This window comes from Thalassolituus sp. LLYu03 (assembly GCF_050507655.1).
Taxonomy (GTDB): domain Bacteria; phylum Pseudomonadota; class Gammaproteobacteria; order Pseudomonadales; family Oceanobacteraceae; genus Venatoribacter.
In genome coordinates, this window is record NZ_CP191496.1 from 860,135 (window position 1) to 878,770 (window position 18,636).

At 58.1% G+C, this 18,636-nt stretch carries 18 protein-coding genes; 12 read left to right on the forward strand and 6 right to left on the reverse strand.

The genetic code is table 11. The features are described from left to right. The first annotated feature begins 164 nt into the window (after positions 1 to 164). From ACQUQU_RS04045 to ACQUQU_RS04055, 3 genes are all read left to right on the forward strand, one after another. A complete protein-coding gene (locus ACQUQU_RS04045; RefSeq protein WP_430461974.1) occupies positions 165 to 2,312 on the forward strand; it encodes a M6 family metalloprotease domain-containing protein in 2,148 nt (715 codons plus the stop codon). Positions 2,313 to 2,379: 67 nt separating this feature from the next. Further along, positions 2,380 to 2,982: a rhombosortase gene (gene rrtA / locus ACQUQU_RS04050; protein ID WP_430461975.1), complete on the forward strand. Its 603-nt coding sequence runs from the start codon at positions 2,380 to 2,382 to the stop codon at positions 2,980 to 2,982. Continuing rightward, complete coding sequence (locus tag ACQUQU_RS04055; protein ID WP_430461976.1) at positions 2,972 to 3,520, forward strand: NUDIX domain-containing protein; 549 nt, start codon at positions 2,972 to 2,974, stop codon at positions 3,518 to 3,520. Before rrtA ends, ACQUQU_RS04055 begins: the two co-directional genes overlap by 11 nt. 107 nt (positions 3,521 to 3,627) lie before the next feature. On the opposite strand, the gene ACQUQU_RS04060 is transcribed toward ACQUQU_RS04055, so the two are convergent. Together ACQUQU_RS04060 and ACQUQU_RS04065 are read right to left on the reverse strand one after the other, a co-directional pair. Next, positions 3,628 to 4,677, reverse strand: a complete 1,050-nt coding sequence (locus ACQUQU_RS04060; RefSeq protein ID WP_430461977.1) for an AraC family transcriptional regulator ligand-binding domain-containing protein — start codon at positions 4,675 to 4,677, stop codon at positions 3,628 to 3,630. 297 nt (positions 4,678 to 4,974) lie between these two features. Beyond that, entirely contained in the window at positions 4,975 to 5,670 is a 696-nt protein-coding gene (locus tag ACQUQU_RS04065; protein ID WP_430461978.1) for a hypothetical protein, read from the reverse strand. Between the two features lie 294 nt (positions 5,671 to 5,964). Between ACQUQU_RS04065 and ACQUQU_RS04070 the strand changes: the two genes are divergently transcribed. Next, complete coding sequence (locus tag ACQUQU_RS04070; protein ID WP_430461979.1) at positions 5,965 to 6,372, forward strand: hypothetical protein; 408 nt, start codon at positions 5,965 to 5,967, stop codon at positions 6,370 to 6,372. A gap of 30 nt (positions 6,373 to 6,402) precedes the next feature. Here the strand turns inward: ACQUQU_RS04070 and ACQUQU_RS04075 are convergent, their stop codons facing one another. Further along, positions 6,403 to 7,281 (reverse strand): MaoC/PaaZ C-terminal domain-containing protein, encoded by an 879-nt coding sequence (locus ACQUQU_RS04075; protein ID WP_430461980.1) that lies wholly within the window; start codon positions 7,279 to 7,281, stop codon positions 6,403 to 6,405. Positions 7,282 to 7,471: 190 nt separating this feature from the next. On the opposite strand from ACQUQU_RS04075, the gene ACQUQU_RS04080 reads away from it, so the two are divergent. From ACQUQU_RS04080 to ACQUQU_RS04100, 5 genes are all read left to right on the forward strand, one after another. Next, on the forward strand, positions 7,472 to 8,488 hold the full coding sequence (locus ACQUQU_RS04080) for an AraC family transcriptional regulator (protein WP_430463011.1): 1,017 nt from the start codon (positions 7,472 to 7,474) through the stop codon (positions 8,486 to 8,488). Positions 8,489 to 8,637: 149 nt separating this feature from the next. After that, positions 8,638 to 8,922, forward strand: a complete 285-nt coding sequence (locus ACQUQU_RS04085; protein WP_430461981.1) for a hypothetical protein — start codon at positions 8,638 to 8,640, stop codon at positions 8,920 to 8,922. A gap of 108 nt (positions 8,923 to 9,030) precedes the next feature. Then, positions 9,031 to 10,086: a DUF5610 domain-containing protein gene (locus tag ACQUQU_RS04090; protein WP_430461982.1), complete on the forward strand. Its 1,056-nt coding sequence runs from the start codon at positions 9,031 to 9,033 to the stop codon at positions 10,084 to 10,086. Positions 10,087 to 10,136: 50 nt separating this feature from the next. Then, complete coding sequence (locus tag ACQUQU_RS04095; RefSeq protein ID WP_430461983.1) at positions 10,137 to 10,403, forward strand: glutaredoxin family protein; 267 nt, start codon at positions 10,137 to 10,139, stop codon at positions 10,401 to 10,403. A 10-nt stretch (positions 10,404 to 10,413) separates the two neighbouring features. Next, entirely contained in the window at positions 10,414 to 11,127 is a 714-nt protein-coding gene (locus ACQUQU_RS04100) for a hypothetical protein (protein ID WP_430461984.1), read from the forward strand. Between the two features lie 150 nt (positions 11,128 to 11,277). Here ACQUQU_RS04100 and ACQUQU_RS04105 read toward each other — a convergent pair whose 3' ends face one another. Continuing rightward, positions 11,278 to 11,550: a ComEA family DNA-binding protein gene (locus ACQUQU_RS04105; RefSeq protein WP_430461985.1), complete on the reverse strand. Its 273-nt coding sequence runs from the start codon at positions 11,548 to 11,550 to the stop codon at positions 11,278 to 11,280. Positions 11,551 to 11,654: 104 nt separating this feature from the next. Further along, positions 11,655 to 14,297, reverse strand: coding sequence for a type I DNA topoisomerase (topA, locus tag ACQUQU_RS04110; RefSeq protein WP_430461986.1), 2,643 nt, complete (start codon positions 14,295 to 14,297; stop codon positions 11,655 to 11,657). A 242-nt stretch (positions 14,298 to 14,539) separates the two neighbouring features. Between topA and ACQUQU_RS04115 the strand changes: the two genes are divergently transcribed. From ACQUQU_RS04115 to ACQUQU_RS04125, 3 genes are all read left to right on the forward strand, one after another. Further along, entirely contained in the window at positions 14,540 to 15,313 is a 774-nt protein-coding gene (locus tag ACQUQU_RS04115) for a hypothetical protein (RefSeq protein ID WP_430461987.1), read from the forward strand. A gap of 145 nt (positions 15,314 to 15,458) precedes the next feature. After that, positions 15,459 to 16,823 (forward strand): hypothetical protein, encoded by a 1,365-nt coding sequence (locus tag ACQUQU_RS04120; RefSeq protein ID WP_430461988.1) that lies wholly within the window; start codon positions 15,459 to 15,461, stop codon positions 16,821 to 16,823. After that, positions 16,762 to 17,676, forward strand: coding sequence for a 1-aminocyclopropane-1-carboxylate deaminase/D-cysteine desulfhydrase (locus ACQUQU_RS04125; protein ID WP_430461989.1), 915 nt, complete (start codon positions 16,762 to 16,764; stop codon positions 17,674 to 17,676). Before ACQUQU_RS04120 ends, ACQUQU_RS04125 begins: the two co-directional genes overlap by 62 nt. A gap of 32 nt (positions 17,677 to 17,708) precedes the next feature. Here the strand turns inward: ACQUQU_RS04125 and ACQUQU_RS04130 are convergent, their stop codons facing one another. Next, the gene (locus ACQUQU_RS04130) at positions 17,709 to 18,605 is read right to left on the reverse strand and encodes a DUF1853 family protein (RefSeq protein ID WP_430461990.1); all 897 of its coding nucleotides are present in this window, start codon (positions 18,603 to 18,605) and stop codon (positions 17,709 to 17,711) included. Between the last annotated feature and the right edge of the window lie 31 nt (positions 18,606 to 18,636).

Sequence of the window (18,636 nt, forward strand, 5' to 3'; positions counted from 1 at the left end):
GGGGTGAGGAGAGGTAACAGAGAGGGCTGAAAAAGCTGTTTTTTTGACGAAATCCGGCAAATCCGCGCGTCATAAAAATGCTGTTTTGTAGTGAGTTGTGAAAACGACCATTCACTGAACATTGGTTGACTATGTTTAGGGTAACACCTGTGTGAGCCCTGAACATGACCCGATGGATCGCCGCCCTGCTGCTGATGCTGACCTCTGCCGCGCAAGCAACCTTGCTGCCGCCGCAGGAGTGGATGAGCGTCACTCTGGCGGATGGCTCTGCACTCGACATTCGCACCCTGGCCGTTGTGGATGGCGCCCGTTCTCAGGCGCTTATCCTGGCTGAAACCCGAACCGGCGCTACCGTTACGGAAATCAACGGTCACTGGTTCACCGTCCGTGAGGACGATAATGGCCTGTGGGCCGTTGACCATGCTGTGGAAGGCGAGGGGGAACTGCCGGTGCCGGTGGTTGCTGTGCCTGAGGTCCGCCTTTCTGCTGCGTCTGTCTCTTTCTCTTCGGCGGTTTCTCTGGCGGCTGCCGCCGAGCGCCAGCCCTTCCGCTACACCGCCGGAACCGACTTCGACCAGCATTTGCTGGTGGTGCGTGTGGCCTTCGCCGATCAGGCGTTTACCTACTCGGATGACGACATTGCCCAGCGCTTCTTTGGCAGCAGCGACAGCGTGCAGGCCTACTTCCTTGAGAATTCCTACGGCAAGTTCCGGGTTTTGCCGGCGGCTGAGTCCAGCGGCACCGCCAACGATGGCGTGGTACGCATTACCCTGAACAGCGCGCATCCGGATTTCGGTAACAGCTACAGCGGCAGCAGTCAGGCGCTGGCCCGCGAGGTGCTGGCTCAGGTTGGTGCCGGGCTGGACCTGAGTGCCTACGATCAGAATCAGGATGGCTGGCTGGACCCCAATGAGCTGGGTCTGGTGATTATGGTGGCCGGCTACGAGCAGGCCTATGGCGGTGCGGCGACCACGCATCCCCGCGTGTGGGCGCACAAAGCCAGCACCTATCAGGGCAGCGTGGGCAATGAGCTGTTCAGTGAATACGCGCTGTTCGGCGAGCGTCACCAGAGCCATCTGGCAACCATTGGTGTCATCTGCCACGAGCTGGGTCATTTGCTGTTTGATCTGCCCGACCTGTACGACACCAGCGGTTCCGGTCTGGGGATTGGCCGCTGGGGGCTTATGGGGCTGGGTGGCTGGAACCGAGACAGCGGCTATGCCGGCGAACGCCCGGCGCACCTGCTGGGCTGGAGCAAACAGCAGGCCGGGTTTATTGACCCGCAGGAACTCAAAGCCGGTGTGAACGAATTGGAACTGCGTGCCGTCAGCGATGCCGGCGATGTGGTGGAAGTGAATCTGGATGCTTACCGCCATGGTGAGCGTCTGTTGCTCGAACACCGGCATCAGAGCGGCTATGACGCCGGTCTGCCGGGCAGCGGCGTATTGGTTACCCGCATCAATGATCTGGCGGGCTTCGGTTCATTGAGCGCCAGTGCCACGGATTTGCGCCTGCTGGCCATCGAAGAGGCCGACGGTCGCGATGATCTGCTGAGCAACAGCAACCTTGGCGAGGCATCGGATGTCTTCAGTTCCGCCAGTGGCCAGCTGCTGTTTTCGGCGGCGGCGGATGCCGCAGGCGGCAACTCTGTTGAACTGCTGGCGGTAGAAGCCGGCGTGGTGGCCGATCTGTCGGTGGAGCTGGCCTCGGTGCCGTCGGGCAACAATCTGGGGCTCGACGAGCTGCCGGCGAACGCTGTGTATGGCAGCTACGGCGGTAGCGCCCAGCTGCGCGTGCTGCTGGCGGCGGACAATCTGCTGTCCGCCGACGGTATCGATTTCTATGCACTGGGCAGTGGTACTGTGCTGGTGGACTTGTCCGCCGATGGTCAGCGCCTGCTCAGTGGCCAGTCATTCAGTGTGCAGAAAGGCTGGAACCGTCTGCTGTGGAGCAATCCGCTGAATCTGACGGGTGCCCGTAACCTTCAGCTGGATATTACCTCCAGTGCCGGCGGCAGTTACGCGCCGTTTGCGGTGGACGCGCAGGGCGATGCCAGTGGCCAGACGTATCTGGTGAATGGGTCGGCTACGGCGGTTGCCGCGTTCGATGCCAGTGTGCGCCTGCTGGTGCAGCAAACCGGCAACAGCAGTGCTGCTGTGGTTGATAAGTCCGTTTCGCAGGGGGCTTCGTCCTCTGACTCTGCGTCGTCCGCCAGTTCAGCCGACAGCTCGTCGGGCAGCGGCGGCTTCTTCAATCCGCTGTGGTTGCTGACGCTGGCCGCATTCGCCGGATCCCGCCGCCGGGCCGCGTGAACGGTAGCAGTTTGCCGTCACTGACCGCATAATCCGCGCATTCTTCCTTCCGGATATCGGCCAACGGATGAGCGCTTTCCTCTCTTTTCTCCATCGTTACTGGCTGGCTGTGGCCATGCTCTGTGTGATCGGTTCGCTGGCGTTGCTGGAACCCGCGTCCGGCCAGTGGCTGCGCTTTGACCGCAACGCCATTGCTGCTGGCCAGTGGTGGCGTCTGCTGACGGCCCACTGGGTGCATCTGTCACCGGTTCACGCGGCCAGTAATTCGGCTGGCGTGCTGCTGTGTGCTTACATCGCCGGCGCTGATTTCAGCCGCCGGGCCACGCTGGTGTTTCTGTTGTTCAGTCTGATGTTTGTCGGCCTGAGCCTGTGGTGGCTGGCCGGTGATTTGTATTACTACGTCGGTCTGTCGGGTGTTCTGCACGGCTTATTACTGGTGTCAGTGGCGACTTCCCGTTATTACGACCGGCGTATTCAGTGGCTGATTGCGCTGGTGATTATCGGCAAGGTGATCTGGGAACAGACCACCTTCTACGACGACGGTGCACTGCGTTCGCTGATTGGCGGGCGGGTCGAAACCCGTGCGCATCTGGCGGGACTGATCAGTGGTTTGCTGTGGCTCGCCGGCCGTTACTATTTATCGTTAAGGAAGCACGCTCATGACGGATGAATCGAATCCCTGGACGCTCCTCAGTGTCGAGGAAAAATACGCCAATCCCTGGATCAAAGTGCACGAACATAAGGTGCTGACGCCGGCTGGCAACCCGGGCATTTACGGCACTGTGTCGTTTCATAACCGCGCGGTCGGGGTTGTGCCGCTGGCCGACAATGGCGACATCTGGCTGGTGGGCCAGTACCGTTTTCCGCTGGAGCAGTACCACTGGGAAATTCCGATGGGCGGTGCGCCCGAGGGCGAGGATGCGGCTGAAACCGCGTTGCGTGAGCTGAAGGAAGAAACCGGTCTGGTCGCGCAGTCGCTGGAGTTGATTGCCCGGGTACACACCAGCAACTGCATTACCAACGAAGAAGGCTTTATTTTCGTCGCGCGCGGGCTCAGTGAGGCCGAAGCGGAACCCGAGGAAACCGAGGTGCTGGAAGTGCGTCGTGTGCCGTTTGACGAGGCCTTTGCCATGGCCATGGACGGGCGTATTACCGATGCCATCAGCGTGGTGGCCCTGCAACGCATGCGCTTGCTGGGGATGGCCTGATCCTTCCAGCGTTAACTGGTCAGGCGCCGGCAAGCGAATCAGGCGCCGACAGTAAGGCAAAAAAAGAGCGGCTCAGGCCGCTCTTTTTGTTTTTACGTCAGCAGCGCTCAGCTGTTGGCGGCCATGGGCACAGACTTCTGGCTCTGACGGTACTGCGCCGGACTCTGGTTGATTTCCTTGATGAAAATGCGGTCCAGCGTGCGGCGGCCAGAGAGACCTATGGTCAGGGCAATCTGCTCGATGCTGTCGTCGGTGGTTGCCAGCAGTTGCTTGGCCATTTCCAGACGTACCTGAGTCACGATCTGCTTCAGCGACGTATCTTCACGGTTCAGGTGGCGGTTCAGTGTGCGCGCACTGATGTGGAAGTAATCGGCCACTTCCTGCTGGTTAGCGTTCAGGCGGATACGATTCTGCAGGAACGCTTTGCGGATGCGCTCGGCCAGCGAGCCGGTGCGGGCCAGCTTGCGGTACTGCTCTTCCACTTCGCGCTTCATCATATTCAGGATGTGCGGGTTGGTGTTGTGCAGCCCTTCATCCAGCCAGCGGGCCGGGAACTGCACCGAGCACTCGTCGGCACTGAACTGAACGGCGCATTTCCAGTTGTTCTGGAAAGCGGAGCTGTACTGAGGTGCCGGGAACGGCAGGGCAATACTGGTGATCTCGAGTTCGTTGCCACACAGCTGACGCAGCCAGCTGAGCAGGGTGCTGATCACAATTTCGGTACGGCGGCGCTGCTGGGCAACGATGAAGTTGTCTTCAACCGGCAGCTTTACCTTGATGATGTTGTCGCGGGTGCGGGTAACCTGAACTTCCAGGTTGTCACTGAGGAGCGGCGAGAATTTTTCCAGATAGTAGAGGGCTTCGCGCAGGGTATTGCAGCACAGGAACAGATGCTGCAGCTGGCAACTGCCATGAACACTGAATTTGTTGGACGACTGAACGCAGACCGAATCGTTGCCGCTGTGTTGCACCAACTGACCGATGAGTTCATCGGCGTCGGCCACACTGATGCGGCTGTCCGGATCTTTCAGCTGTTTCAGCACCCGCTGCACGGCGGAATTGCCCTTGGCGGGGATCTGATCGAAGAACGCAGGCCCTGCCGCATCCAGCAATGGCCGCACCAAGGCGGTGGATAAATAACCCTGTTCCATGTTCATAGGCGTCGATCTGTCTGGTTCTTGTTTTTAAAACGATACTCAACAGCAAGCGTTATGCCATCGGGTGATCGGTTAATTCTGCGGGCTTTATAGTAAGGGAGTGTGACCAAATTTGTCATGTGTTACCAAAGGTAACGCGGCTGTGTGATTATTTAACTCACCATACCGTTTTTAAGAAAAGAAAAAGTGATTCCTTGCCACATTTTGACGTTTGTGGCACGAAATCACTGATTGGGGAGGGAGGTTGGTGATTCTTTGCTCAATGGGTGTGCAAAAAATCGTCAGTGTTACCGCAGGTCAGAACTCGTACTGGGCACCCAGTGTGACTAATTGGAAGCGGGCCCGTTCAAAATCTCTGCTATCCAGCGCCGAGGTTTCCAATTCGGCGCGTATTGACAAGCCACTCGCCACATTCCACAGGAAACCACCACCGGTGATCTGATCAACGGCTGAGGTTTGACCGCGTTTGGTCACCGAACGGGTAACGGTTTCATCCTGATAAGCGTTGATTTCCACCAGTTCGTAATCGGCCCACCAGATGTTGGCGCCAGTCTTGAGGAAGAAATCGAGATCATCGCGCAGCGGAATGCGGTAGCGGAAGGTAATCAGCACACTTTGCGGATGCGCACTGGAAAAGCCGGTGAAGGTGGCAACGGACGGGTCGGTATCGGTGGCACTGGTGCGGCTGACGGATCCATGTTCGGCGTGTTTGAACGTCGGCGCGGTATCGTCGCTGACATCGGTGAAGTCCGGCTGAGGATCACGGTACGACACCTTGCCCATATCCATCAGGCCAAATTCCAGCGACAGGCGCTTGGTAATGTTGGGGCCGAAATGCACTTTGAAGGTGTTTTCAAAGCGGTCCATGTCCTGCGAATCCGTAATACCGGCCTGCACGGCGACAAAGCCGCCTTCGGCCTGGCTCAGCGGAGACGTCAGGAGGAGTAACGCAGTGGCGCATGCAGCACTGGCTGCCCGTCGGAGTGGAAACATGGAATTACCTGATTGTTATTGTTTTATGGGTGTTTTCCCGGCGATGTGAAGGCCCGCCGGCTTTGCGCTGATCATACCAGTCAGCTCAATTGAGGAAACCTTTTGCTTTCTCAGTATCCTTTCGTATCTGCGGTCAGAATGGGGTGATTTCGCCGTTCAGGCCAGAAATGTGAGCGTATTCTTCAAACTTCTGTCGTTGGCCTGAATCTTTTCGTCTGTTTTATCAATAGCACTTTCTTTTCATGACGACTTTGCTATCGTTTATTCAGTTCATTTCTAATAATGCAGTTTGATATGACAATTCGAGGAGTAGACTCGTCAGCCAAGCCCATCACCTGGCTGGGGAGCAACGGTATTGTCTACCACGATCTTGCCGGCTTCAGTCATCTGACGCTGGCGCTGGTCAGCTACATCCATCGCGCGCACATCCGCGTCGGTGGCCGTGAGCCCCGGCCTGTGCTGTTGCTCGGCCAGGACATACTGACCATCGATTTTGAAGTGCAGATCTTTGCCTCACACCCGGATGTGCTGCACGCCGTGGGTGCGCTCGGCATCGTCGGCAATTCCTTCATGCTGCGCCACCTGACGTCGATGTTTCTCAGTTATCACCAGCCGGCGTATCCGGTGCAGCGCTTTGATCTGCGCGAAGAAGCTGAGGCCTGGCTCCTGGGAGCCCCCGGCCTGTCGCAGGCAGATCAATAACCGCTTCAGGCGTTCCCTAAAACCCTGCGTTTACGCCTTGGGCGCGCCAATTGTCCCTTTCACATGCACTTTGTCTCCACCCGGATTGCGCAATTCAAAACGGATCTGGCCGTCCTCGCTGCGGCTGTAGCACAGCTCCAGTTTGGCTGGCAGGAACACGGGTAATTTGAAATCGCAGGCGAACTCCACGGCACCATCGCTGAATTTTTCGGCCAGCGCGGCGGCGATGCGGGCTTTGCTCCACATGCCATGGGCGATGTGGCGTTTGAATCCGAATAATTTTGCCGCCAGCGGGTGCAGGTGAATCGGGTTGGAGTCGCCGGAAACGCGCGCGTACTGGCGGCCCAGAGAGGACGGCAGCGTCCAGTATTCACTGCTGTCGAACTGTGCCGGCGCCTGTGGTGTCCTTGGGCCTTTGGCGGCCGCGCCGGACGCGCGGCGGAACAGGTTGGTGCTGACGGACGACCACAGCTCTTCGCCGGCAGACGATACCGTGGTGAGAATGTCGAATTCTGTGCCTTTGTCGGTCTGGCGGGATTCACCCAGGCGGCAATGAATGTCCAGCTTGTCTGACACACGGATGCGGCGGCGCTGGGTGATGCGGTTGCTGATGTGCACCAGTCCCATCAGTGGCAGCGGGAAGCTCTTGTGCAGCATCAGTTCCATGTGCAGCGGAAAGGCCAGGATGTGCGGGTAGGTCAGTGGCAGGTAGCCGCTGTTATCGTTGAAGCCGCACACGCGGGCATAGGCCTTCACTTTGGCGGAGTCTGCCAGTACACCCACCAGAAGCGCATCCAGCGTGGGAAACTCAGGCTTTGACTGACCCGTGCCACGGGCGGTAAGCGCCCGCAGATACTGGCCGATGGTGCCGGGTGCTGAGCTGAATTGCATGCTGACCGCCTGACTCATGACAGGATTCCTTTGATTATTCTGATCGTGGTGAGAAATACCGCCAGTATATGAAGTGAGCAGTGCTCACCATTGGCACGAACTCAGGCCACTGAGCGTCAGTTCGGTCAATAAGCACTTGAAGCTGCCTGTGTATCTGGCAGAATCCGGCGAAAGTCTTACGGATTATCAATAGCTTATGTCGGGCGGAATGACGGAATTGCGTGACTCTGGGGTCATGATTCAGCTGGCACATCAGGCCATGATGAAAATGGGCCTGAACGTCAGTGGTGTTTTCCGTCGTCTGGGGGTGACGCCTGAGCTGCTGGCCGACCGCAATATCCGCACGCCCCATGCCGCGCAGCTGTTGTTCTGGCGGGTGATGGAAGAGGAAAGCGGGGATGCCGACATTGGTCTGCATCTGGGCGAGAACATGCCGGTCTACAAAGGACAGGTGCTGCAGTATTTGTTCCTGTCGAGTCCGACGTTTGGTGACGGCCTCAACCGCGCACTGAACTACCAGCGTCTGCTGTCGGATGCGTCGCAGGCCAGTACCGGTCTGGATAACGACAACGCCTTTATTCTGGTGGAAAGCGCGAGCACCGAAGTCACCGGGCTGCGTCATCTGAACGAATGCCTGACCCTCGGTCTGGTGCGCTTCTTCCGTTACGTTACCGACGACGCATTCCGCCCGTCGCACATCCATTTCACCCACGAAGCGCCAGACTGCGTCAGCGAGCACGAACGCATCTTTCAGTGCCCGGTGAGTTTTTCGCAGCCGGACAACCGCATCGTCTTCAGTCGCACGTTGCTCGATTTGCCGTCGTCCCATGCCGAGCCGGAATTGCTGCAGCTGCACGAGAAACTGGCCATCGAGCATGTGGCGAAACTGGAGCGGCAGGACATTGTGGCGCAGGTTTTCCGCGTGTTCGGCGAAATTCTCGAAACCGCACAGGTCAGCCTCGAAGAAGTGGCCGAGCGCCTTGGTATCCGCGCCCGCACCCTGCGTTCCCGCCTGTCGGACGCCGGCACCAATTTCAATCAACTGCTGGCGGAATACCGCTGCAATCTGGCCAAGCGTCTGCTGGCCAGTACCGATGAAAGCATCGACGAAATTGTCTACCTAACCGGCTTTTCTGAGCCGAGTACCTTCTACCGGGCGTTCAAGCGCTGGACCGGACAAACTCCGGTTGAATACCGCAACCAGCGCCGTCAGGCGGGGCAGTAAGCACCTGCTGCAGAGCGGTGATTGCGGAATAAAACAAACGTTTGTTTTACGACTGTTTCCTTTTGGTTAAGAAAGTGTTCATTTTTTGAACTGGTTCTGCGGCGCTGCCGGGGGCATTGTGTCGGTCTGAACTAACCGGAGGAATCCCCATGAGCCATCAGAAACTGTCCCTGATCCATCCCCTTGTCGAACACCTGATGAAACAGCAGGACATCGGCGAATGGCGCAGCGCGCTGATTGAAAATGGCATCATGACCCGCGAGGAAGTGATTGCGCTTGATCACAAGGCGCTTGAAGCCTGCTACAAAACCTTCAAAACCATGCAGCTGCTGCATTGCGATGCCGACCATATCCTGAGCGAAATTGAGCGTAATCAGGTGTGCTGGCGTGTGGATCTGAGCGAAGACTACCGTCACGGCGTGGTCTGCTACTGACCTTTAGCAGGTGCTGAGCAGGCGTTCCCGATGTGGACGTCTGCTCAACATCTGTTCAAGATTTCGCCAGAGCAGCCGATAACCGGATAAACACCTCCGGAGCTGATCATGAGCGTTTCAATTCCACCGGGCTGGTACAACAGCCGGCTGTCAGGCGGGTACAACCCGCTGTCATCGGGTCACAAGGCCTCACCAACGGTGAGTGCCCAGACTCAGGAATCCGGAAAAACCGAGCAGGCACAGGCGTCGTCCGGCGCGGTCAGCCTCGGGCCCAAGCAATCGCCGCAAGATACCGCTGCCAATATTCTCAAACACGTAACCCGTGGGCTCGATGAGCTGGCGGCGTCCGGAGCGTCGCAGGAGCGTCTGCTGCAGCGTCTGGATGCGGCCCGCGCGGGTATCGAAAAGGGCTATCAGGAAGCGACCGCCATGCTCGATGACATGGGCATGCTGGACGACGACCTGAACGCCAGTATTGCCGATGGCCGCAGTCTGGTGGACGCCGCACTGGACGATATGGAAAACCGCATCCGCAATCCGGAAGCGGCTTCGTCTTCGGTGGTCAGCAGCCGCGCGTCGGTCAGCGCCAGCAATACCTTGTCGCTGCAGGTACTGACCCGCGATGGTGACCGGGTTGAGGTGAGCTTTTCCCAGAGTGCCGACCAGAGCCTGCAATCGTCTGCGGGCAATATGCGCTTTACTGCCAACAATCAGCAAAGCTGGAACATGCAGGTCAGCGGGTCCCTCAGTGACGCCGAAAAAACCGCGCTGGAGGGGCTGTTCGGTGATGTACAGAGTCTCAGTGAGCAGTTCTTTGGCGGCGATATCGGTTCCGCCCTGCAGAGTGCCATGTCACTGGGGTTTGATGGCTCGCAGCTGGCGTCCATGAGTCTGAGCCTGACGCAGCAGTCGGTCATCAGTACGTCCCGTGCCTATGCCCCGGCGCCGGTTGAACTGCCGACCCCAGAGCTTGAATCGCTGAAAGCACCGCTGGCTCTGTATGCTGAGCAATACACCAGTGCTCTGGAAAAAGCCGGTGCGCTGGCCGAGCCACACAATGTGTTCCGTGATCTGGTCGAGCAGATGCTGCCGCAGGATGAACGACTGTCTGTGTGGGAGGAATTCCACGCCGGTCTGAATCAGGCGGCGGGTCTTTTTGTCTGATCAGCACCCGGCCGCTATACTGAAGCCCGGTTTTAACGGAAGGGCGACGAATGGCGCTGGTTTTATTCGGTACAGAAGCCTGCCACCTGTGCGAACTCGCACAGACGGTGCTGATGGAATGTGCCGCCTCTATTCCCTGTGATGTTTTTCTGGAAGATATCTCAGAGTCGGAAGCGCTGGTGGACCGTTACGGTTCACGAATTCCGGTGCTTCTGCACGAAGAATCCCAGCGTGAATTGCAATGGCCATTCACCCACGACGACCTTCTTGAATTTATCCGCCCGATCGTGGCGGTCTCTCCGACGGACTCAGAATAAGGACGATATTATGCGTAGTCTGCTGCTGCCAGCCATCGCGACTCTTGGAATTTTGCAAGGTTGCTCATCCAGTCCATTATCCCCGACCGGTGACGCTGTGTATTACGCACTGCAATCCGATACCACCCTCAGAGCCTGGGTTGATGCCTGTGAAAAGGTCAGTGCCGATACCCGGCAGGCGGCCTATACGGCCCGTCAGAACTGGTGGAAGCGTAACGGGGCGTTTGTTGAGAGTGCTGATTTCGGTCTGGGCTACGACATTATCCACGTCAGCGATGAACGCGCAGAAACCGGCGCCCGTATGGCCATGGCACTGACCTGGCAGGTAGTGGAGACGGCTGAAAATGAAGTGAATGATCTGCTGTCCAGCTCGGGCAACCGCGCTGATCTGTGCAAACGTGTACTCGATCAGTACAACAACGGTGAGCGCGATCTGCATGGCAATAGCGATGTGTACGACTCGCTGGTGTCGTTGCAGCGCCGCTCTGAACGCGAAGGCAAAGACACGTCGATCAAGCGCGCGGCGATCGAAAGCAAAACCGGCAAAGTGTACGGCCGCTCCTTCTACGTGGTCGAAAAGATGGCCAAACGTCAGGGATGTGCGGGTGCAGAAGTGCATTTGCTGAAAAATGCCTGGCCGTTCGAGGTATACGATGCCCGTTGTCCGGACGACAGCTATCTGCTGGTGCGTTGCGAGTGGGGTAATTGTCTGGTGACGGACTGACCCGCAGCTCCACCAGACTCATTCCGCCAGACTCATTCCGCCAGACTCATTCCGCCAGACTCATTCCGCCAGACTCATTCCGCTGGATTGTCGGAGCAAAAAAAGAGCCGCATCTGCGGCTCTTTTTATTTCGAAGCGTACAACTCTGGTTTATTCCAGTGCCAGTAGGCCGCGGTTTTTCTCGATGATGCCGGCGCCGATGCCTTTCACCTGCGTCAGCTCGTCGAGGGATTTGAACTCACCGTGCGCCGCGCGGTACTGAATAATCGCTTCCGCTTTGGCTTTGCCCACGCCTTTCAGAGTGGTCAGTTGCTCAACGGTGGCGGTATTCAGATTCACGGTCTGGGGTGTGGGCTCTTCTGCGAACGCGGTCAGCGACAGGCTGATCAGAAGTGCTGAAAGAAAGTGCTTAATCCATTGCATAGTGTTTCTCCTTGTTGGAAAGCGCACGTTAGCAATGGCGGCAGAAATGAAAAATCCGGGAAAAGTGCGAAATATTTCGTTCTTATTCCCGGATTTTAGGCTGATTACTTCTCTTTTTTACTGCTGGCTTTTTCTTGTACAGACCATTTGCCACCGTCGTAGAACGCTGACCAGCCGGTGGCTTTGCCTTCTTTTTCGGTCATCACGTACTGCTCTTTGGTTTTGCGGCTGTAGCGGATAATAGAAGGGTTGCCTTCTTTGTCCTTCAGCGGTGCATCCAGCAAGAAGTGATATTTCTCGGGCAACATGGCCTGATACGGCAGCAGTTCCTGCACTAGAGGCGCACGGGTTTCGCGTTTTTTCGGGAACTGACTGGCGGCCAGGAACAGACCGGTGGCGCCATCGCGCAGTACGTAAGTGTCTTCCACTTTTTCGCACTTAAGCTCCGGCATCGGAATCGGTTCCATTTTTGGCGGTGCGGCTTCACCGCTTTTCAGCAGTTTGCGTGTGTTATTGCAGGCACTGTTGGTGCAGCCAAAATACTTGCCGAAACGTCCGGACTTCAGCTGCATTTCGCTGCCGCATTTATCGCACTCAAGCGTTGGGCCATCGTAGCCTTTAATGCGGAACTGGCCGGCTTCGACTTCAAACCCTGAGCAATCCGGATTGTTGCCGCAGATATGCACTTTGCGGTTTTCGTCCAGCAGGTAGCTGTCCATCGCGGCGTCACAGATTTTACAGCGACGCTTGTGCATCAGACGGCGGCTTTCGGCTTCTTCATCGTCTTCGGCGGCAATCGCTTCGTCACCCGGAATCAGGTTCAGAGTCTGGGTGCAGCGCTCTTTGGGCGGCAGGCTGTAGCCGGAGCAGCCAAGGAATACGCCGGTAGAACCGGTGCGGATCTGCATGTGGCGGCTGCATGTCGGACAGCTGATGTCGGTATCAACCGGGTCATTAGGGCGCATGCCGTTGTCGCCTTCGGCGTGCTCCAGCTTGCCGCTGAAATCGCTGTAAAATTCGTCCAGAACATCGGTCCAGTTGGCGTCACCTTCGGCAATGTTGTCGAGTTTTTCTTCCATGCTGGCGGTGAAGCCGTAGTCCATCAGGTCAGTGAAATTTTCCTGCAGACGACTGGTCACGATATCGCCCATTTTTTCGGCGTAAAAACGGCGGCCCTTGAGGCTGACGTATCCGCGTTCCTGAATGGTGGAAATGATGGAGGCGTAAGTTGACGGGCGGCCGATGCCCTTTTTCTCGAGTTCTTTGACCAGTGCGGCTTCGGAAAAGCGCGGTGCTGGTTTGGTGAAGTGCTGTTTCGGCAGCAGCTCGTTCAGTTTCAGTACGTCACCCTGAGCAACGTCTGGCAGCAGCACGTCGTCTTCGCCTTTGCCCATGGCCGCCAGAACTTTCAGGTGACCATCAAACAGCATGACGCGGCCGCGCGTACGCAGTTCAAAATCACCGGCGGAGATGGTGATGCTGGTGCTGGTGAAGCGGGCATCGCTCATCTGACAGGCGACAAAACGGCGCCAGATCAGGTCGTACAGACGTTGAGCGTCCGGTTCCATGGCGGACAAATCCGAGGCTTTCAGCGTCACGTCGGAAGGGCGGATCGCTTCGTGCGCTTCTTGAGCGCCTTCTTTGGAGCTGTACAGGCGTGGCTCAGATGGCAGGTAGTCGCTGCCCATCTGCTTGCCGATAAAGGTACGCACGGTTTCTACTGCTTCCTGACTCAGGTTGGTCGAGTCGGTACGCATGTAGGTGATGTAACCGGCTTCATACAGGCGTTGCGCCAGCGTCATGGTTTTCTTAACGCTGAAGCCCAGACGGGTACTGGCGGCCTGTTGCAGGGTAGACGTAATAAACGGCGCGGCCGGTTTGGACGACGTTGGTTTATCTTCGCGGTTGCTGACTTTGAAGGTCTCGCCACGCAGCACATTCATGGCGGCCATGGTGTCGGTTTCGTTTACCGGACGGAATTCTTCGCCCTTCATGCGGGTAACGTCGGCTTTCAGTGCCTCGCCGGATGGAATGGTCAGCTCAGCGGCGGCCTCCCAGAATTCTTCTGGCACGAAGGCGCGGATTTCACGCTCACGCTCAACGATCAGGCGCACAGCCACCGATTGCACGCGACCGGCGGACAGGCCACGGGCCACTTTTGCCCACAGCAAAGGCGACACCATGAAGCCCACGACGCGGTCGAGAAAACGGCGCGCCTGCTGAGCGTTCACGCGATTCATATTCAGCTCGGACGGCTTTTCGAACGCGCTCTGAATGGCCTTTTTGGTGATCTCGTTGAACACCACCCGACGGTAATCTTTTTGTTTGTTGCCGATAACTTCCCGCAGGTGCCATGCAATGGCTTCCCCTTCGCGGTCCAAGTCCGTTGCGAGATAAATGTGATCGGCATCTTTGGCCAGTCGCTTCAGTTCATCGACCACTTTTTCTTTTCCAGGCAGGACCTGGTAATTCGCCTGCCAGCTGTGGTCCGGGTCGACCCCCATGCGGGCAATCAGCTGATCATGGGATTTACGCTTCTTATATTCCGCCTTTTCTTCCGGCGACATTTTACGGGTAAGCGCGGCCTGTTTGGCCCGTTCTTTGGCATCCACAGGTTGGCCGGAACCCGACGCCGGCAGGTCGCGGATATGACCCACGCTGGACTTAACCACGAAATCTTTTCCGAGGTACTTATTAATGGTTTTAGCCTTGGCAGGCGATTCCACGATTACCAGCGATTTGCCCATGATCCTATGATTTACCCTTCTTGTTGACTTTGCCAGGCGATACGAAGGCGACACTTTATAGGCAGACCCCGGGGGGCGGTCAAGCCTGAATGGTACGCAGGTATCGGCGTTAAACCCCGGCAAATGCCTGAATTGAGACTAAACTTGCTTCAGATACTGCTGCCGTTACGACGTGGGCGAACGGCAGCACACGCCAAAGATTAAGATTCAGAAATAGCACAAATTACGGAGACAGGTTTTTTATGTCGGCAATCGGACTGGTCATTGCCATCGCTTTACCCGTTGCACTGGCGCTGTTCGGACTGGTGTTTGCCGGCCGTAAGCAGCAAGCCAAGGATTCACAGCGCGCGCAGGCCCGTCTGGTGCGTCAGAGTGCTGATGACCTGCTGGAGGCGCTGGAGTTCCTGATTCTGGTCGACAATTTTAAAGAAGTGCAGTTCGTCATTCTGGATCGGGTGGATCATCTCTACGGCCTGTATCAGGAAGGGCTGCCGAAAGGCGACAGCGATGCATCCGGCGTACCGTTTTTCGACCCCGAGCCCTATCGTGGCAAAATTGAGGCGGGCAAGGGCAGTCGCCGGATTTTCAAAAGTGACCGTGAACTGCGGCTGGCCCGGCGCATGTTTGGCCGGGTACTGAAGACGCTGGCGGTGCTGGTGAAAAAGAAAGTGATTTCGGAAACCGCCATGCTCGAATACCGTCGCTACCTGCGACTGACCCTGCTGGAGCGGGAGGTCGATACCTACACCGCGCAGGGCGATGTCGCTGCCGGGCGCGGTGATGTGATTACCGCCACCAATTACTACAAAGCAGCGAAGAAGCTGCTGATCGAATTCGATCTGCAATACCCGGAAAAGAACGAACGTATCCGGGCCCTTTCAAGTCGTACTGCTTCTTTATATAACGGCGGCCAGGAGCGGGAAGACAATCTGGCCAAGGCGTTATCGAAGGAAGCCGAACCGGAAACCGATGTGTTCGGCATCCCGTCAAACCCCACCGAAAAGCGCAAGTACTGAACCTGACTTTCCTGTGCGAACAGTGAATCTGGTCATAATTTCAGGCATTCCCGCTGAGCTGGCGGGAACTGACCTGTTTGTTATCAGCCTGATTTATTAGTGTTGACGCAATCATTACAGACTTATTGCTCAGTCCGGAACCCGCATGCCCGCTCAGGAAGCTGTTTTCATACTGCACGACCACGAAGTCTCTCAGGTCCTCTGGCTGACTGAGCTTGAGCAGCTGGTGCGTCAGCATCTGCCGCTGGCAAAGCCGGTGAGCGGTCGCCTGAAAGCGGCGTATGTCGCTCTGACTACCCATCGCGATGCCGAATCTCTGGTGCTGTTCGAGTTGCCCGTCACTCAGGGGGTGGTCGACAACGGCTGGCACATGCCGCTTCGCCGTCTGGCCGAGCAGGCAGGACAGGGGCCGAGCCTGGGCGGTGGGCGGATCCGTCTGGCCTGTCGCAGTCAATGCCCGATCAGCTGGCATGCCGATGCGCTGTGGGAGCCGGCCACGTCCGATTTTATGGCCATCCGTAAGGCCCTGCGCGATAACCCTCTGCCAGCAGCGCCCGCTGCTGCATCGGCTCAGTCGCTGAATCTGCTGGCGGAAACGCCCGGCCGTATTACCGGCGATGTCGGCTGGGCGCTGGCCCGCCGCCACGAGGATCCGGAAGTCGAAGAACTGAAGCGCACGCTGCGCCAGGAGATGGACGCCTACCGAAAACAGCTGCAGCAGCTGCAGCAGGATATGGCGCGCCAGAAAGAACTGAATGCCCGTCTTGAACAGCAGGTAGCCGCTGCCGAAAAGCACGGTGCTCCGCTGCCAGATGGGGATGAGGCGGTCGAGGCCGTTGAGGCGCTTATCGCGGCTGAGGAGCCAAGCGCCGACGATGCGCTGCAGCTTCTGCACTCTGAATTGGCCCAGACCCGGCTTGAACGCGACCAGCTGCAACAGGCGCTGGCTGAATCCGTCACACAGTCTGAGCAAGCAGCGCAGGACATGCAGGCCTTTCAGGCGGAAAACGCCGCCCGTATCGAGACATCAAAAGCTTCTCATTATGCGCTCAGTGCCGAGCGCGACGCTTTAGCTGCTCAGGTGGCGGGGTTGTTGTCCGCTCAGGCTCAGGCAACGGAACAGAGCGGCGCCGCCCAGATCCGCATTGAGGCGCTGGAGCAGGCGCTGGCTGAGGCATCGGAACACAGCGACGAGCGCTTACTGAAATTGCTTGAAGAGCTGGATGCCGTGGTAGTGGCTTTTCACCCCGGCGCCGGCCACCTGACCATTACGCCGGCCAACCTGCCGGGGTATCTGGAAAGTCCGATGGGCTACGCTGCCCGTCGCTGCAATGTCGGCGAAGAGGTTTACCGCCAGTGGCTGGCTCATTACGATGACGCCCGTTGCCTGCAGTGCTCTGCCCAGATTCCGCGGGTCGCACACCCGCGGGATTTCAGTCAGGACCTTCATGCTTACTGCAAACTTCATCGACGCATTAACCTCGCCACGGAATCTGGCCTCTCTGCCTGACCCCTGGCCGGAGAGCGGACTGAGTTGTCAGGCCGACGTGCTGCGTCTCGACCGCTTGCACCCGCAGTTTTCCGGTAATAAACCCTTCAAACTGATTGGCCATCTCGATGCCTTTGCGTCGTCCGGAAAACGGGCACTGCTCAGCTTTGGTGGTGTCTGGTCCAATCATCTGCATGCGCTCGCTGCCCTCGGACAGCAGACCGGCATTCCTGTCGTGCTGGTGGTGCGCGGCTATGCGCATCTGCCACTGACGCCCACGCTCAGGGATTGCGCCGACTGGGGCGCGCAGCTGGTGTTTGTCGATAAGGCGACTTACAGGCGCCGTTACGAGCCATCGTGGCAAGCTGAACTGGCGGATGAATACGACGCTCTGGTGATTCCGGAGGGCGGTGGCAGCGATGCCGGTCTGAGCGGCTGTCGCCGGCTGGCGTCCGTCTGCGCGCACTACGATGAAGTCTGGCTCGCCTGCGGCACCGGCACCACGGCATTGGGTATTGCTCAGGGGTTGAACGAGCTTGATGCGGCAACCACGGTCGTTGGTGTGAATGCCGTTGCCGATCAGGGATTTCTGTCCCGTCACTGGTCATCGCTGATGCCGGGTGGCATCAACTGGCGCGTAATAGACGACGCCCATGGTGGCGGTTTTGGCAAAGTCAGTCCCGCTCACTTGGCGCTGATTCACCATTTCGATGCGCTGCATTTGCCACTGGATCCTGTCTACACGGTGAAACTGGTGGCGGCGTTTTTAGCCGCCGAGAAGCAGGGCCTGAATGCCGGTAAGCGGATTCTGCTGGTGCATTCCGGTGGCCTGCAGGGGCGGCGGGGGGGCGGTTTGGATCTGCCACTGACTTAAGCCCTTTTGTCGGACCCGGCAAATCCTCCTGACTAAACCGGCCGGGCCGCCAGACGGCTGTGGGTGCCTGCCTCGGGCCAGTGATCGGGCATGATCAGCCAGCGTTGCTGTTCGCACCAGCCGAGAGTGCCTTCACTTAAGCGTACCGCACAGGCCGGGTAACTCAGGCTGGCGAAATGGCGGGTCAGATAACGCACCAGTTCTTCTTTGGTTACCCGGTTGGGCAACACCGCCGGGCTCAGCCACTGATCTTTGCTGATCAGACTCCAGTCGCCGGCTGGCAATGTTCCGGCCATTTCCCGCGCAAAACACCAGCGGCCCTGCCAGTGATCCGGGTTTACGCCCTCTGGTGCGTGAGCCTTTTCATCGGCACGGTAAAACAGACACCCTTTCATGACCGATACGCTCTGTGCCGGATACCAGCCGGCGGCGGCGAGTTGCTCCTGCACGGCCGTTTGCTGGCTCAGTGGCAACTGATGTTCGCGGGTGTGGCGGATCTTACGAGGCAGATGGTCGCGGCTGTTGGGGCCTATCCAGTCACCGTTGGCAGCCAGATAAAACTTGAGTGCCAGCTCTGCATGCCAGTGTTGCCGGCCGTCGTCCAGCAACAGGTCGAGTTCGCCACGGGTGGCCTGGCCTTCCAGAATCTGACGGTTGGCTTCTACCCGTGGGAACAGCGCGTTCAGTGTCTGCGCCCACAGGGTTTCGAACATCAGCCCCAAGCGGCTGCTGCGGTAATCCGGGGCGGGCAGGCCGGTGATGGTTGCCCATAGATCGTCGTTGTTCAGGTGGCTCAGAAACGGCGCTGCGGCCGGGCTCCAGTCGGTGTCGAGTAAGGCCGGGCCAAGCAGGCTCCAGGTGCGGTCGCGCTGATGCTGCTGCAACAGGCGGAAGTAGGCGTGATCCGGGGCGGGCGACGAAGGCAGCAAGCGTTTTCAGCTCCTCTGTGGTATAAAACGG